17 protein-coding genes are annotated in these 15,546 nt (G+C 60.2%); 15 read left to right on the top strand and 2 right to left on the bottom strand.

What is annotated here, in order from left to right; translation table 11 throughout:
* Positions 1 to 149: 149 nt before the first annotated feature.
* From A5483_RS06695 to A5483_RS06630, 14 genes are all read left to right on the top strand, one after another.
* Positions 150 to 1,277, top strand: a complete 1,128-nt coding sequence (locus A5483_RS06695; protein ID WP_063811295.1) for a tetratricopeptide repeat protein — start codon at positions 150 to 152, stop codon at positions 1,275 to 1,277.
* Complete coding sequence (locus tag A5483_RS06690) at positions 1,274 to 2,272, top strand: HAD-IIA family hydrolase (protein ID WP_063811294.1); 999 nt, start codon at positions 1,274 to 1,276, stop codon at positions 2,270 to 2,272. The genes A5483_RS06695 and A5483_RS06690 overlap by 4 nt, the downstream gene beginning before the upstream one ends.
* Positions 2,273 to 2,327: 55 nt before the next feature.
* A complete protein-coding gene (locus A5483_RS06685; protein ID WP_193790449.1) occupies positions 2,328 to 2,912 on the top strand; it encodes a biotin transporter BioY in 585 nt (194 codons plus the stop codon).
* On the top strand, positions 2,909 to 3,658 hold the full coding sequence (locus tag A5483_RS06680) for an energy-coupling factor ABC transporter ATP-binding protein (RefSeq protein ID WP_002548655.1): 750 nt from the start codon (positions 2,909 to 2,911) through the stop codon (positions 3,656 to 3,658). Before A5483_RS06685 ends, A5483_RS06680 begins: the two co-directional genes overlap by 4 nt.
* A complete protein-coding gene (locus tag A5483_RS06675) occupies positions 3,658 to 4,290 on the top strand; it encodes an energy-coupling factor transporter transmembrane component T family protein (RefSeq protein ID WP_042842541.1) in 633 nt (210 codons plus the stop codon). The genes A5483_RS06680 and A5483_RS06675 overlap by 1 nt, the downstream gene beginning before the upstream one ends.
* 156 nt (positions 4,291 to 4,446) lie before the next feature.
* Positions 4,447 to 5,184 carry a TlyA family RNA methyltransferase gene (locus A5483_RS06670; protein ID WP_081474412.1) on the top strand — a complete coding sequence of 246 codons (738 nt, stop codon included), beginning with the start codon at positions 4,447 to 4,449 and terminating at the stop codon, positions 5,182 to 5,184.
* 38 nt (positions 5,185 to 5,222) lie between these two features.
* A complete protein-coding gene (locus A5483_RS06665) occupies positions 5,223 to 6,158 on the top strand; it encodes an NAD kinase (protein ID WP_002548825.1) in 936 nt (311 codons plus the stop codon).
* Positions 6,155 to 7,834, top strand: a complete 1,680-nt coding sequence (gene recN, locus A5483_RS06660; protein WP_063811292.1) for a DNA repair protein RecN — start codon at positions 6,155 to 6,157, stop codon at positions 7,832 to 7,834. The genes A5483_RS06665 and recN overlap by 4 nt, the downstream gene beginning before the upstream one ends.
* A gap of 154 nt (positions 7,835 to 7,988) precedes the next feature.
* Positions 7,989 to 9,674: a CTP synthase gene (locus tag A5483_RS06655; RefSeq protein WP_063811291.1), complete on the top strand. Its 1,686-nt coding sequence runs from the start codon at positions 7,989 to 7,991 to the stop codon at positions 9,672 to 9,674.
* Entirely contained in the window at positions 9,671 to 10,330 is a 660-nt protein-coding gene (locus A5483_RS06650; RefSeq protein ID WP_002548640.1) for an NUDIX domain-containing protein, read from the top strand. The genes A5483_RS06655 and A5483_RS06650 overlap by 4 nt, the downstream gene beginning before the upstream one ends.
* Entirely contained in the window at positions 10,327 to 11,247 is a 921-nt protein-coding gene (locus tag A5483_RS06645; RefSeq protein WP_002548550.1) for a site-specific tyrosine recombinase XerD, read from the top strand. The genes A5483_RS06650 and A5483_RS06645 overlap by 4 nt, the downstream gene beginning before the upstream one ends.
* Before the next feature lie 93 nt (positions 11,248 to 11,340).
* Entirely contained in the window at positions 11,341 to 12,258 is a 918-nt protein-coding gene (locus tag A5483_RS06640; protein WP_002548388.1) for a ParA family protein, read from the top strand.
* Positions 12,243 to 12,608 (top strand): hypothetical protein, encoded by a 366-nt coding sequence (locus A5483_RS12120; RefSeq protein WP_002548613.1) that lies wholly within the window; start codon positions 12,243 to 12,245, stop codon positions 12,606 to 12,608. The genes A5483_RS06640 and A5483_RS12120 overlap by 16 nt, the downstream gene beginning before the upstream one ends.
* 19 nt (positions 12,609 to 12,627) lie before the next feature.
* A complete protein-coding gene (locus A5483_RS06630; protein WP_002548912.1) occupies positions 12,628 to 13,365 on the top strand; it encodes a pseudouridine synthase in 738 nt (245 codons plus the stop codon).
* On the opposite strand, the gene A5483_RS12390 is transcribed toward A5483_RS06630, so the two are convergent.
* The gene (locus tag A5483_RS12390) at positions 13,285 to 13,572 is read right to left on the bottom strand and encodes a hypothetical protein (protein ID WP_306417279.1); all 288 of its coding nucleotides are present in this window, start codon (positions 13,570 to 13,572) and stop codon (positions 13,285 to 13,287) included. The genes A5483_RS06630 and A5483_RS12390 overlap by 81 nt on opposite strands.
* On the opposite strand from A5483_RS12390, the gene A5483_RS06625 reads away from it, so the two are divergent.
* Positions 13,478 to 14,449: an FKBP-type peptidyl-prolyl cis-trans isomerase gene (locus tag A5483_RS06625; protein ID WP_334339013.1), complete on the top strand. Its 972-nt coding sequence runs from the start codon at positions 13,478 to 13,480 to the stop codon at positions 14,447 to 14,449. The genes A5483_RS12390 and A5483_RS06625 overlap by 95 nt on opposite strands.
* A gap of 42 nt (positions 14,450 to 14,491) precedes the next feature.
* On the opposite strand, the gene gluQRS is transcribed toward A5483_RS06625, so the two are convergent.
* Positions 14,492 to 15,535 (bottom strand): tRNA glutamyl-Q(34) synthetase GluQRS, encoded by a 1,044-nt coding sequence (gene gluQRS, locus A5483_RS06620; RefSeq protein ID WP_063811341.1) that lies wholly within the window; start codon positions 15,533 to 15,535, stop codon positions 14,492 to 14,494.
* Positions 15,536 to 15,546: the final 11 nt, after the last annotated feature.

The raw sequence follows: 15,546 nt of genomic DNA, 5'->3' as shown, positions 1-15,546 counted from the left end.
TGGCGAGCATTCCCCCGAGAATGCCTGCCAGTGACCCCGTGTTCACCATGCCGCACACACGGGCGTATACGCGGGCACGGCCACACCCCCACAAACACCACCCACCAGCCAGTTCGCCATGAACCCTATCTGTGCGGGAGAATGTCAGTATGGCAGATTCTTCGTCCCCTAATAACGGTCGCTCTGGCGGAGGCCGTCGAGGCCCGGACCGAAACGGATGGTCCAGCAAGTCTGGCGGACGCGGTGGTTGGAACTCCAAGTCTGGTGGCTGTCGCGGTGACGGTCCGTATCGTGGAGATAGGGGTCGTCGTTGGGACGATGACCGGAAATCGCGGCGCAGGGGTGACTCAGAGCGTGCGTGGCGTGACGACCGCAGCTCCAGGCGAGACTTCCGTGGCGATCGCCGGTGGGACAAGGATCGTCAAGACGGTCGCCGGGATTTCCGGAAGGATGGTCGCAAGGACGGGCACCGCTCCGGCAATCGCGATGATCGCTGCGGCAAGGACGATGCCGTCAATCCTACGCACACCCAAGCATATGATGAGCCGATGGCTCCGCTGGACTTCGATGAGAAGGCCCTTCCGGCGTCGGTGCGTGCTGAGCTGCGTGGTGTCCCGACTGATACCGCGCACATCATTGAGGGACATCTGGTTGCCGCTGCTGAACTTCTCGACGAGGATCCGGCTCAGGCTAACGCCCATGCTCAGGCGGCTCGTCGACGCGCCCCGCGACTACCCGTCCTACGTGAAGTGGCTGCCGAAGCCGCGTATCAGGCGGGCGAATATGCTTCTGCCCTCAATGACTACCGCGCGCTTCGACGGATGACTGGTAACGACAACTTCCTCCCAGTGATAGCCGACTGCGAGCGAGCGCTGGGACGCCCGCAGACTGCCCTTCGTCTCATCCGTGAGGGTCAGGGAGCAGATCTTAGCCCGGCCCAGCAGGTCGAGCTCGTGCTCGTCCAGGCCGGTGCACGTCGTGATCTTGGTCAGAGAGATGAGGCTGTTCGCTTGCTTCGCGACGCCGTCAAGAGTCTTAAAACACCAACTGAAGCAACCGCTCGACTGCACTACGCTTACGCCGAGACCCTGCTGGAGGACGGCGACACGGCTGGTGCTCGGACGTGGTTCGTCTCGGCCCAGAGCCACGATCCTGCCAATTTCCTTGACAGTCAGGCCCGCATTGACATCATTGATGGTCGGGAACCAAGCGGGGATCCTGATGACGGCATGATCTTCATCGAAGACGGAGATGAGGACGAGGGGACAGACCAGTGAGCGCTGCCCTCATCGACGGACATGACGCAGCCCTCTTCGACCTGGACGGGGTGGTCTACCTGGGGCCGGACCCGGTTCCGGAAGCTCCTGGCACCATTGCCGAATTGCGGCAGCGGGGCATTAAGATCGGTTTCGTCACCAACAATGCTGCTCGTTCCGCTGAGGTAGTTGCTCAACACCTGACCGATATTGGCATCCCGGCTGGTCCTAATGATGTCGTCACTTCAGCGCAGGCGATCACCGATCTTGCTGCCGGTGCATTACCTGCTGGCGCCCGGGTACTCATCGTCGGCACAGAGTCGTTACGCGACGAGGCGCGAGCGCGCGGACTGCAGCCGGTGGAGTCCGCTAAGGATGATCCGGTCGCTGTCATTCAGGGGTATGACTCACAGATCGCCTGGCCACTGCTTGAGGAGGCAGGATTCGCTTTGCAAGCGGGTGCCAAGTGGTACGCCGCTAACCCAGACATCACTCGTCCAACCGATCGCGGCATTGTTCCGGGCATTGGCGCTCAGCTTGACGTCGTCGCGTCTACCTGCGATGTCGATCCTGTTATCGCTGGGAAGCCTTACCGCCCACTGCTGGAGGCTACTATTTCCCGATTAGGGTCTACCTCACCAATCTTTGTCGGGGATCGCTTAGACACCGACATTCGTGGCGCGAATGCGATGAAAATTGACTCGCTATTCGTCTTCACCGGTGCTCACGGTGTCGCTGACCTGCTAGCTGCCGTTCCTGAGGATCGACCGCAGAATATTGCTGCCAATCTATCCGGGTTGCTTGGCCCCAAGCGAGAGGTCGATGTGTCCGGCGACCGCGCGCGTTGCGGTGGGAGCACCGTGTCGGTGCACGCCGGCCGAAAGGTCCGTGCGGAGAATATCCCCGATGATATTTTCGGGCAGCTCGATGCCTTGACGGCCATGATGGCCCTCGTCTACGAGTCGAATGTGACCATTCCCGACGAGGCTAGCCGGCTCTTCGACAAGCTTCACTGAACGGTGTTCAATTGATCCCAACGGCTGCCCTCTTGGGCGGCCGCGCTATCTCGTCATGGGAAGGAACCCGATGTCGTCACGCAATGGTTTCCAGGCCACCGACCTGGCCCTTATCGCGGTCTTTGCAGCTCTCATCGCTGTACTAGCCGTCATCCCACCGATGTTCATGGTGGGGGCGGTCCCTTTTGCACTTCAGATGATTGCCGTCATGTTGACACCGATGGTGCTGGGAAGTATCCGTGGCGGATGTGCGGTAGGCCTGTATATTCTCGTAGGCGCGCTGGGTCTGCCCGTCTTTAGCGGTGGAGGTAGTGGGGTCGGCGTCCTAGTGGGCCCCACTGGCGGGTTTCTATGGGGATGGCTAATCAGCGCTTTCGTTGCGGGTTCAGTAGCTACTTCCGTGCTGCGTCGACGCCCACGTAAGTCGATGCTGCCGGTATGGCTTTTTGTCGTCGTATTGGTAGATCTGGTGTGCGTCTACCTCGGCGGCATCTTCGGGCTAATGGGCTTCGCGAAGCTGAGCTTAAAGGCAGCCCTGACAGCCAATCTTGTCTTCTTTGGCCTCGATGTAGTGAAGGGGATCTTGGCCTGTCTCATCGCTACTGCGGTGCTGACTGCTTTTCCCCGCCTTATGCCGTGATTGAGTTCAACAATGTCGGCGTTGACGTTGACGAGTACGACGTTGAGGGCCGCCACCGTCGAGTGACGATTCTTAACACGATGAACCTCATCCTGCCCGAGCGTAGAGTTGCCGTTATCGGCCCTAATGGGGCGGGCAAGTCGACTCTTCTCAAACTCGTTAACGGGTTAGTCGAGGCGACGAGTGGCACCGTCACTGTCGATGGAATTAACCCCTCTCAGGATGGTCGTGCGGTCCGACGCCACGTCGGCTACATCTTTACTAATCCGATGAGCCAACTCGTCATGTCGACCCCAGTGGCCGACGTCGAACTGTCCTTGCGCCAGCGCATCCGTAACCGGACTGAGCGCCATAAAATGGCCATGCAGATCCTTGCCGATCAGGGATTGGACGCCGTCGCTGGACGCAGTGTGCACGCTCTATCAGGAGGAGAACGCCAATTGGTGTCCCTGGCGAGTGTGCTGGCTGTCGAACCATCAGTCATCCTCGCCGACGAGCCAACGACCCTGCTGGATCTGCGAAACCGGGAGATGGTGCGGCACGCGTTTGAACGCTTGGACCAGCAGATTCTGTGCTGCACCCACGACCTGGAATTGGCGGCTTCCTTTGACCGAGTGCTGGCTGTCGAAGACGGTCGAGTTGTCGACGACGGCGACCCGGGGGAGGTCATTGCCGGCTACCGGGCCCGGATGATGTCCGATCAAGGCGGTGTCCTGCCTCGACGCGGTGGACAGGATGAGCGTTGATGACGTCTGACGCTTCGGCCTTCTTAGGTGGGTACCGAGCTGGGAACAGCCCTGCACACCGAATGCCAGTCTGGTCGAAGTACCTACTCGTCTTACTCGTCGGCGTAACCCCGTTTTTCGTCAAGCAATGGTGGTTTTCCCTGAGCTGCCTGGTGCTGGCCGTTGTCATTGACCTGGTTGTCGCCAGGTTACCGGTGCGCACGGCCTTATCCATTGGCGTACCGCTATGGATCGCGAATGCTCTCATACTTGCGTATCACTGTCTTTTCACGACGTGGCAGCGCGGTGTGATTTATGTTGCCGGATTGCTGGCCTGTCTTTACATTGCTCGGCTGGTGACATGCACTACGGATCCCGGTGCGCTCATGGACACCATTGTGACCTTGGCTCGGCCACTACAGCCGTTGGGTGCTAAACCGGAGAAATTTGCACTCACCATCGCCTTAATGTGGACCACGATCCCGTACCTCGTCGGATCCATAGGCCAGGTCAGGGAGGCCGCAAAGGCACGTGGGCTGGAACGGTGTAGCTGGAGGTTCCTTATTCCGATGTTCGTAGGGGCTGTCGGTCATGCCCTAGAGATGGGGGAAGCCCTCAAAGCTCGGGGGCTGGGGGATGAAGACCCCTTCTAATATCCAATATCGAGATAGCAATACTCGCTAAGCAGGACGTGCTTTCCGATGACCTGCATTATCACATAGCCCTAATTACTCAATGCCTGCTACGTCGAAGGATGAGGTTACCGCCGATGGATGCGCCAAGTGCCTGAGAGGTGGCAATCTGTCCCCGTGAGACTCGACCAGGCCCTTGTTGAAGCCGGACTGGCACGTTCCCGCACCCTTGCCACACGCCTAGTGCGGGAAGGCAGAGTGGCGGTCAATGGGGCCGTCGTCACTAAACCAGCGATGAAGGTGCGCGCCTCTGACAAGCTGGTTGCTGACGAGGAGGTGTGGGTATCTCGCGCTGCACACAAACTCCTAGGTGCCCTAGATACCCTCGGCGTCCAAGTGCCGTCAAGAGTGCTCGATGCGGGGGCCTCTACCGGTGGGTTCACTCAAGTTGTGCTGTCGCGGGGAGCCGAACGTGTGCATGCCGTTGATGTCGGTCACGACCAGATGTCTGCGATACTGCGGAATGATCCCCGCGTCATTGTTCATGAAGGCTTGAACTTGCGCGATCTTCAACCTGCCGACCTGGCGGTTGATGGCGTTGTTGAGCCAGTGGAGCTCGTAGTCGGAGATGTCTCCTTTATCTCCTTGACGATGATCCTTGAACCCATGTCAGCTGTTGTTAGCCCAGACGGCCTCATGCTGCTACTGGTGAAGCCTCAATTTGAGGTTGGTCGCAAGGCCCTGGGGCCTCATGGCGTTGTCACGGCCCCTGCCTTGCGCTCTCAGGCTGTCGCTGGGGTCATAGCAGCGGCAGTAGATCTGGGCTGGCGTATGCGCGCCGAGTGCGATAGCCCGTTGCCCGGACAGGACGGAAACATTGAACACTTCATCCTGCTGGAACGTATGAGCCGATGACAGACATCTGGGGAGGCTAGGGCCGCTACTGTGGTCTTGTGAACGACACGAGCCCTTCCAGATACGTTGTCGTCGTCACCCATGCCACGCGGGACGACGCCTTTGACGCGGCTGCCGAATTCATTTCTGAAATGGCAGGGCGAGGCATTGGTTGCGCGGTTCCGGATGACCAGGTGGAGCCGATGTCGGCTAAGTTGCCACAGATCGGTCTTGAAGGCCTGGAGGATTTCGCCCACGAAGCCGAGGTGGTCGTCGTCTTTGGTGGCGACGGCACGCTATTGCGAGCTGCCGAATGGTCGTTACCTCGTCACGTTCCGATGATTGGCGTCAATCTTGGCCATGTTGGTTTCCTGGCTGAGTTGGAGCGCTCTGACATGGCGGATTTGGTGAATAAGGTGTGTTCGCGCGACTACACCGTCGAAGACCGCCTGGTGCTTAAGATCACAGTCACTGAGCATTCCGGGCAACAGCGGTGGGGTTCATTTGCCGTCAACGAGTTATCCCTGGAAAAGGCAGCCCGGCGGCGGATGCTCGACGTGTTAGCGTCTGTTGACGAGTTGCCGGTGCAACGCTGGAGTTGTGATGGGATCCTGGTCTCGACCCCGACCGGATCGACGGCCTACGCGTTCTCAGCTGGGGGGCCGGTCATGTGGCCTGACCTCGACGCCATGCTCATGGTGCCGTTGAGCGCCCATGCTCTTTTTGCTCGACCGCTGGTCATGAGTCCAGCCGCTCGAGTGGACCTCGACATCCAGCCAGATGGCTCGGAATCGGCGGCTTTGTGGTGCGACGGACGCCGATCGTGCACCGTAAGGCCGGGGGAGAGAATCACCGTCGTCCGTCACCCCGATCGCTTGCGCATTGCTCGTCTGGCCGCGCAGCCTTTCACCTCACGTCTGGTCAAAAAGTTTGAACTTCCGGTCAGCGGGTGGCGTCAGGGCCGTGGTCGTCATCACCCAGAGGAGACTTCGTGATACGTAGTGTGCGTATTCGTGGACTCGGTGTCATCGATGAGACGGTACTCGAGCCCTCATCCGCGCTGACGGCGGTCACCGGCGAGACCGGTGCCGGAAAGACCATGGTGGTGACCGGTATTGGTTTGCTGCTCGGCGATAAGGCTGACACCGGGTTGGTTCGGCATGGCTGTGATCGCGCCGTCGTCGAAGCCGTCCTTGACGCGCCTGATGACGGTCTCATCAGCGAGCTTGGCGGAACAGTCGAGGATGGCGAGGTGATCTGCGCCCGACACATCACGAGTCATCGCTCTCGAGCGCTGCTTGGAGGGGCTCAAGTTACCGCTAGCCAGCTGGCCCGCATCGTTGGGGATCAGGTGACCATCCATGGCCAGTCCGAGCAGGTGAGGTTGGTCGATGCATCGCGGCAGCTCGACGTCGTTGACCGGGCCGCCGGAGATGAATTGGCAGATGACTTGAGTCGGCATGCACAGCTGTGGGCGGAGTTTCGCGCTGCATCCCAGTGCCTTCACCGTCTCAACGAGGATCGCGCTGGGGCCGAGATGGAACGCGAGGTGCTCACGCGCCGGGTCGGCGAGGTTGATGCTGTTGATCCTAAGCCCCGTGAGGATGATGACCTCATTGCCGAGATGGCGGGGCTACAGGCTGCTCAGTCGATCCGAGAGTCCTTGAGAAAGGCTGATGTTCTGCTCAATGGGGCAGAGACGTCGACCGGTCCGCAGCCGGGAGCGCTTGCTTTGCTGGAACAGGCCGTACACGAGCTGGATGGCACGGGGGATGCTGATCCGCAGGCTGCGGAGCTGGCTGAGCGTGCCCGCCAGATGTCGTATGACCTCACTGACCTAGCTGCTTCGGTCGCTGGCCATGCCGCCCGGGCCGAGGCTGATCCCCAAAGGCTTGAGGAATTGGGGGGTCGGTTGGCAGCTATTCAGCGGCTGCTAAGGGCACGCACCACTACTCTCGACGATCTGATCGAAACCACCGCCGCAGACCGGCGACGACTTGCCGAGCTTGATCCTGCTGGTACCGATCTTGAGTCATTGGGACAACAGGTTGAACAACTGCGATCCGAGTTGAGGCGATCCGCTGACCACATAAGCGCGGTGCGCCGTCGCACGGCCGTCAGGTTAGCTGCCCAGGTGCGTCCTGAGCTGGCTGCGCTGGCGATGCCGCATGCCCAACTGGAATTTAGTGTCGAGCCTGCACCGATGGGGCCACGCGGTGCTGATTCGGTGACGATAATGTTGGCGGCTAACCCCGGTTCCGATCCGGTTCCGTTGGCCAAGGCCGCCTCGGGCGGGGAACTCTCTCGGGTGAGACTGGCCTTAGAGGTCGTCGCGGCGCAAACCCAGACTCCGCAGACTTTCGTTTTTGACGAGATCGATTCGGGCGTCGGAGGTGCGGTCGGTATTGAAATCGGACGGCGACTGCGTCAGTTGGCGCGACGCCACCAGGTCATTGTTGTTACCCACCTGGCCCAGGTGGCGGCATTCGCGGACACGCATGTCGTCATCACCAAGGCCTCTGACGGAGCCGTCACCAGTTCGGGGCTGCGCGAGGTCATTGGCGCGGATCGGGAAATCGAACTGTCACGGATGATGAGTGGCATGGTGGATTCGGAATCGGGGCACGAACACGCCCACGACCTGTTGCGTGAAGTTCGTCAGAGGGATTGACGACGGCCTTGGTTATGAGACAACCGGTCCAGCTTGAAAAAGCCACGCTTCAACCGGGGAGATGGCGTCTGACCTTGCAGGAGTTGTCAGGTGGATTCGTGGCGCAGATGGGATCTTGACCCAGAGGCCGGGTGATCAGTTAGGCTGGAGGCCCGTGGGTACCGACAATCACTGCAGCAAGCACGTTTTCGTCACCGGAGGGGTCGTCTCCTCCCTAGGAAAGGGGCTCACGGCCTCTTCCCTAGGGTCTCTTCTGAAGGCGCGTGGCCTCAAAGTCACGATGCAAAAGCTAGACCCCTACCTCAACGTCGATCCGGGGACGATGAATCCGTTTCAACACGGCGAGGTGTTCGTCACCGAAGACGGTGCCGAGACTGACCTCGACATCGGCCACTACGAGCGCTTCCTCAACGAGAACTTATCCGGACAGGCCAATGTGACCACTGGCAAGGTGTATTCCGCTGTCATCGCCAAGGAGCGCCGCGGTGACTACCTGGGAGACACGGTCCAAGTGATTCCTCACATCACCAACGAGATCAAGGAACGCATGTTGGCGATGGAGGAGGGCCATCCCGACGTCGTCATTCACGAGATCGGTGGCACCGTCGGTGACATCGAGTCACTTCCCTTCCTGGAGGCCGCCCGTCAAGTGCGTCACGAGATTGGCCGGGAGAATGTGTTCTTCTTGCACGTCTCGCTCGTTCCCTACATCAAGCCTTCTGGTGAGATGAAGACTAAACCCACTCAGCATTCGGTGGCCGCGCTACGCGAGGTCGGCATCCAGCCCGACGCCATCGTGTGTCGATCAGAGCGTCCGTTGGGCAAAGGCATCAAGTCAAAGATCGCCCTCATGTGCGACGTCGAGGGCCCGGCTGTCGTCTCGTGTCCGGACGCTCCGTCGATCTACCTCATTCCGAAGGTTCTACACCATGAGGGACTTGACGCCTACGTCGTGCAGAAATTGAGCTTGTTTTTCCGCGACGTTGACTGGACGACGTGGGACGATCTGCTGGATCGCGTCCGTAAACCTCGCAGCGAGGTGACGGTGGCCTTGGTCGGCAAGTACATCGATCTTCCTGACGCCTACCTGTCTGTTACCGAGGCCCTGCGTGCAGGCGGGTTCGCCAATAAGGCCAAGGTCAATGTGGTCTGGGTTGCCTCTGACTCGTGTGCTACCCCCGAGGGTGCCGCCCAGCAGCTAAAGGACGTCGACGCCATCTGTGTACCGGGTGGATTCGGTATTCGTGGTGTTGAGGGCAAGATTGGTGCCATCCGTTATGCCCGCGAACGCAAGGTCCCCTTCCTCGGACTGTGCTTGGGTATGCAGTGCGCAGTTATTGAGGTGGCTCGCGACCTAGCTGGCATTGAGAATGCCGCATCCAGCGAGTTCGACCCACAAACCCCAGATCCGGTCATCGCGACGATGGCAGAGCAGGTCGAGGCGGTGTCTGGTAAAGCTGATCTAGGTGGAACGATGCGTCTGGGGGCTTATCCGGCCAAGCTTGCCAAGGATTCCCTGGTTGCCGAGTTGTACGGCACGACGACAGTTACCGAACGCCACCGCCACCGTTACGAGGTCAACAACGCTTACCGCGACCGTCTAGAACAGGCTGGACTGCGCATTAGCGGCACCTCCCCAGATGGCGGTCTTGCCGAGTTCGTCGAACTGGATCGTCAGACCCATCCGTACTTCGTGGCTACCCAGGCTCATCCTGAGCTTAAGTCCCGTCCGACTCACGCCCACCCGCTGTTCCGGGGACTCGTCGCAGCGGCTGTCGGGCACGCTAAAGCGGTATCGAAGGATGCGGCCAAAGAGACCGCCAAGGAGGTTGACAAGTGAGTCAGGAGCGCTGGGATAAGGACGAGTGCTGGCAGGTCGTTGACCACCAGGTGAAGGCTGCGGGACGGGTGTGCGATTTCGTTGATGATGCGGTTCTTACCCCGTCGGGGGAGCGGATCAACCGTCAGTACACGAGCCACCCCGGTGCGGTCGGCATCATCGCCCTGGATGCCCAGGATCGTGTCGCGGTCGTAAGACAGTACCGCCACCCGGTGCGCATGGTGTTGGTCGAACCGCCGGCTGGCCTGCTCGACGTCAAGGGAGAGGATTTTCTAACGGCTGCCCAGCGTGAATTGGCCGAGGAGGCCATGCTGTCGGCCGATGATTGGCGGGTTCTCGTTGACGTCGTCACCACTCCGGGAGGATCCCAGGAGTCCTTGCGGATCTACCTGGCCCGAGGCCTCCACGAGGCACCGCGCCCTGAGGGATTCGTGCTAGAAGGCGAAGAGGTGTCGATGAAGGCTGGGTGGGAGCCGTTAGATGACCTCGTCGAGGCAATCTACGCCGGGCAATGTCAGTCTCCGACCCTCGTAACGGGTGTGCTGGCCTTGGAACTGGCTCGTCGCACTGGTCGCATTGACCAGCTGCGCCCGGCTCATTCGTCGTGGCCTATTCGGGAGCGCTCTGGCGGTCTTAATGGGGCTTTCGCTAAGTGACCTCGTCTATCGGTGGCCAGACTGAGGATTACTTGCGTCATCTTGTAGTGGAGCGAGGTCTGTCCGATAACACGGTGCAGTCCTACCGACGTGACCTGTTGCGTTACCAGGAATACCTCCGCTCGCGCGGGATCGGATCGTTAGCCGAGGTGACCCGTGTCGACGTCGAGGAATTTCGACGCCACCTGGACCAGATTGGCTTGGCCCCCGCGTCTGTTACGCGTTGTGTGGTTGCAGTACGAAATCTGCACCGTTTTGCAACGGGGACTGGTCAGGTCCAGACCGATGTCACTGCTGGGATTTCTCCAGGCACCCGTTCCCGTCGGCTCCCGAAGGCCTTGACAATGGATCAAGTTGAGGCATTGCTTGCCGCGCCTGATACCAGCACCGTTGAGGGGCTACGGGATGCCGCCCTGTTGGAACTGCTTTACGGTACGGGGGCACGGGTTTCCGAGGTCTGTGCCCTGGACGTTGATGACATCCGTCCTGTGCTGGATGACCCTGACCTCGGTTTGAGGCTCATTGGCAAGGGGGATAAGGAGCGCATCGTTCCGCTGGGCAGCTACGCCGCTCAAGCTGTGGATGCCTGGTTAGTAAGGGGACGTCCTGCGTGGGCTAAGGCTGGCAACGGCGAACATGCCCTACTGCTCAATACCCGCGGTCGGCGGCTGTCACGACAGTCAGCATGGGCTGTTATACGTCGTGCCGGTGAGGGCGCCGGGCTCGACGTCGAGCACCTATCCCCGCACAGTCTTCGACATTCCTACGCCACCCACCTATTAGACGGTGGTGCCGACGTCCGCGTCGTGCAGGAGTTGCTGGGGCATTCTTCCGTGACGACGACCCAGATTTATACCCTCGTGACGGCCGATCATTTGAGGGAGGTCTACCGCGCGTCGCACCCCCGGGCCATCTAAGGTCAGTGTTGAGGGTAGGTGTGGTTGTCGGTTGTGCCCACTATCGTTAATGCGAGCGCAGTATTGTCGCGACGTTGAGAGGAAGGTCAGCACGTGTCCGAGACAGCCACCGAGCCGTTGTTCCGCGTCCCTGGTCCGGGCCGGGAGGCCGAAGAGGCCGCCGAGAACTCGATCGGTCCGACCGGACGCCCGCTTCCTGATCTTCCCGAGCCGACGCCGATCCCTGACGGCCCGAAACATGCCACTGTCATCTCGATGTGTAACCAAAAGGGTGGTGTTGGTAAGACGACGACCACCATCAATCTGGGAGCGGGGCTGGCTGAGTACGGACGGCGCGTTCTGCTGGTGGACTTCGATCCGCAGGGCTCTCTCTCGGTGGGCTTGGGAATCAACCCCCATACTCTCGAGAACTCTATTTACACCCTGCTGATGTCGCCTCATGATGACATCTACGACGTCATCCAGCCCACCGAGACTGAGGGCATGGACCTGTTACCGGCCAATATTGACTTGTCAGCTGCTGAGGTGCAGCTTGTCAGCGAGGTGGCCCGCGAGCAGACCCTCAAGCGGGTTATTGACCGGGTTCGCAGCGAATACGACATGATTCTCATTGACTGTGCGCCGTCGTTAGGTCTGCTCACTATCAACGCCCTGACCGCTTCCGACTACGTCATCATGCCGTTGGAGTGTGAGTTCTTTGCCCTGCGTGGTATTGCTCTGCTCACCGACACCATTGAGAAGGTCCAGGACCGTCTCAATTCCGACTTGGAGGTCCTCGGCATCCTCGGAACCATGTTCGATCCGCGTACTGTGCACGCCCGAGAGGTCATGGAGCGGGTGGTGCAGGCTTTTGGTGACGTCGTATTCCACACCGTCATCAAGCGCACTATCAAGTTCCCTGAGACCACTGTCGCCGGGGAGCCCATCACGAGCTACGCTTCCTCATCCCCGGGGGCTCAGGCCTACCGTGATTTGGCGAAGGAGGTACTGGCTCGATGCCGCGCCGAGTGAGCTTGCCAGGGGCTAACGAGCTCTTCCGCCCAACGGTTGGTAGCCACGAATCCGAGTCGGTTGAAGCTAGTCAACAGCCTGAGGTACGCACACCGCGTAAGTCCTCTCAAGACGCCACCTCTGGTGGGAAGCGTGCCGGTAGTGGGCGTGTGCGCCATGATGAGAAGATCACCGTCTATGTCTCTACCGAGGAGCTCATCGCTCTGGAGACTGCGAGACTGACAATGAGATCCCAGGGCATTAATGCTGACCGAGGCAGAATCGTGCGCGCCTCAGTGGCGATGGCTCTGGCCGATTTTGAGGAGAACGGTGAGGAATCCGTTCTCGCGCATCTCCTCGCTACTGACTGAACACTTTAAGGATAGAAATATGAGTGACGAGCAAGGTATCCGGTTGCAGAAAGTGCTGGCCCAGGCCGGACTGGCGTCCCGCCGTGCCGCTGAAGACATGATCGCGGCTGGAAGGGTTGAGGTCAACGGTGAGCTCATCGTTGAGCAGGGACGACGTGTTGATCCTGAGCGCGATGAGATCCGGGTCGATGGCTCCCGCATCCCGACTGCGCGGCGTCACGTCTATTACGTACTCAATAAGCCGCAGGGAGTCGTCTCCACCATGGACGATCCGGAAGGCCGCCCTTGCCTGTCCGACCTCGAAGGGGTGCCGCGCGGTATCCGCCTGTTCCACGTAGGTCGGCTCGACACTGAGACCTCGGGCCTCATCTTGCTGACCAACGACGGAGAATTCGCTAACCGGATGGCCCACCCGTCTTACAAGGTTCTCAAGACCTACTTGGCCGATGTTGAGGGCCGCGTTGATGACAAAGTCATCCACCGCCTCTCGAAAGGGCTGACCCTCGAAGATGGCCCTGTCAAGCCCGACGCTGTGCGTCTGGTTCAGGCCGGCGACGAGCATTCCCTGGTCGAGGTGAGTCTTCATGAGGGCCGCAACCGGATCGTGCGTCGCATCATGGATTCAGTCGCCCACCCAGTGCGTCGGTTGTCTCGCACCGCAATCGGCCCGGTTCGATTAAAGCGGTTGGGGCGCGGCGATATGCGTGAGCTTACTCATGAGGAGTTGGGTCAGCTCCTCGACCTCATCGAACTGTGAGTTCTTGCGCATGGCTTCAATTGTCTTGAAGCGTCGCTCGGGTAACCTCAGGCAAGTGAGTTCGAACAAGTATCGTCCGGTCAGTGCCGCGGCACTAACCGTCGCCCTGTGCGTGTCGTCGCTGGCCCTCGCCTCCTGTAGCAAGTCGTCGTCGGATCCGAAGCCATCAGTGAGTGCCTCCAGTACTCCGGCTTCCGCTTCTGCCAGCGCCGAGGCTTCCTCCTCCCCGACGAAGAAGCCGACTATGGTCACTAACCTTGACCAGATTAAGGTTTCCGGCGAGGACGGCAAGGCGCCGAAGGTTGATGGAGCCTGGCCGCTGGTTATCGCTAAGACCGAGTCCAAAGTCCTCAAGGAGGGCAAAGGCGAGAAGGTCGACAAGAACGCCACTATCAAGGTGAATTATGTCGGTGTCAACGGTCGTACCGGCAAGGAGTTCGACTCTTCCTATAAGCGTGGCGCTGCCGCTACCTTCCCATTGGCTCAGGTGGTTCCTGGTTTCGCTAAGGGCCTTGCCGGAAAACATCAGGGTGACCGAGTACTCATCATGCTGCCTGGATCTGACGGCTATGACTCCCAAGGTGGTTCACCACAGGCTGGCATTATGAAGGGTGACTCCCTTATTTTCGTCGTCGATATCGTCGGCCTTCCTTTGTCGAAGGCCACGGGTGAGTCCGTCAAACCGGCTGCTGGTCTGCCCGCTGTCAAGGAGGTGCAGGGCGCTCCCGCGGTGACCATCGGCAAGGCCGTCAAACCGAACAAGCTCGTCGTCCAGCCCCTCATCAAGGGTAAGGGTCCTGCGGTCGCTGCTAATGACGCTATTGACGTCAAGTATCGTACCTATGCTTGGTCCTCTGGGAAGCTTATTGAGGACGGATACTCCGGGGAACCTGTGACTGGATCCATGAGTTCCGCCATTCCTGGGTGGAAGAAGGGATTGACCGGTCAGACCGTCGGTTCTCGGGTGATGCTCATCGTGCCGCCTGCGGACGCCTACCCCAGCGGCAGCACCAACCCGCTGGTAAAGAAGGGCGAGACCCTGGTCTACGTCATCGATATCCTCTCGGCTCAAAAGGAATCCTGAGTGACGATGGCTTTGCGCGAGACATGCCGGCCGATAGGTGTCTTAGAGCCGACGGGTCTCGCGCAGCGCCGCCACATCGAGAACTGCATCACTCCACCATCCCGTCGCTCCGCCAAGAGGCCCAGGATCTAAGCGGTGAATGCCCGCTGCAGGGGTGGGTGGAGTCAGAGACGCGTTGTTGACGAGCTCATGGGGATCAGCAACCTCAGGGAGTCCGAGAGAACGACAAAGCCATGCCACGACTCGGTGGTGATCGATACCTGAATCCGCGAGATCGGCTAGCCCCGCTGCTCCCGCCGACTTTGACAGGCGTATCCCTCCTGGACCGGTGACAAGGCCAGTGTGGGCGTAGTTCGGGGGGTCAAAACCGAGGAGCTCGGCCAACTGTGCTTGACGAGGGGCCGAGGACCATAAGTCTCGGGCTCGAACAATTTGATCAACCCCTTGCAGACCATCGTCGACGACTACCGCGAGGTTGTAGGCTGGCGTGCCGTCATTGCGCACCAGAACAAGGTCGTCCACCTGTCCCCGGGCGCGGCCACGAGCGAGGTCGGTTGCTTCGGCCGCGTCCAGGTGACTCGCTAGTCGGGTGGCTGGCATTCGGTTGGCTGCACGTTCGCATCTCTGCTGGGCGGTGAGGAGGCGGCAGGTGCCTGGATACGGGCGCCAATCGGCTTCATTGGGGGCGGTGGCGGCCGCCGCGATTTCCTTGCGGGTACAAAAACACGGGTAGGTTTCGAGCCCCGCTACTGCGTCGGCGTACAAGTCGAGACGCTCAGACTGTCGGATGACCGGGCCGTCCCAATCCAGACCCAGGGATTCCAGATCGCGCAACTGGGTTGAGGCGATGTCTCCGGCTGCGGCTACTCGCGCGTGATCTAAATCCTCGATGCGCACCACGAATCGACGATCCGTCGAACGGGCCAAGAGCCAGGCTGCTAACGCGGTGCGGAGGTTCCCCAGATGCAATGCTGAGGTTGGGGAGGGTGCGAAACGGCCAGCTGCGTGTACCGGACCGGAATGAATGGTGGCGAAATCGGTCACGGGCGGCAGTGTAGGCAACAATTGGGGTGACGGGACAGGTATGCCCCGTCCAG

The organism is Cutibacterium namnetense, assembly GCF_001642025.1.
GTDB classification, from domain to species: domain Bacteria; phylum Actinomycetota; class Actinomycetes; order Propionibacteriales; family Propionibacteriaceae; genus Cutibacterium; species Cutibacterium namnetense.
The sequence above is the reverse complement of the archived record's forward strand: the minus strand, read 5'-3'. Positions and strand labels throughout refer to the sequence as shown.

Coding starts and splice junctions, on each gene's coding strand:
- A5483_RS06685 (WP_193790449.1), top strand. CDS start 2,328: ATGGGAAGGAACCCGATGTCGTCACGCAATGGTTTCCAGGCCACCGAC.
- A5483_RS06695 (WP_063811295.1), top strand. CDS start 150: ATGGCAGATTCTTCGTCCCCTAATAACGGTCGCTCTGGCGGAGGCCGT.
- A5483_RS06630 (WP_002548912.1), top strand. CDS start 12,628: ATGAGTGACGAGCAAGGTATCCGGTTGCAGAAAGTGCTGGCCCAGGCC.
- A5483_RS06675 (WP_042842541.1), top strand. CDS start 3,658: ATGACGTCTGACGCTTCGGCCTTCTTAGGTGGGTACCGAGCTGGGAAC.
- A5483_RS12120 (WP_002548613.1), top strand. CDS start 12,243: ATGCCGCGCCGAGTGAGCTTGCCAGGGGCTAACGAGCTCTTCCGCCCA.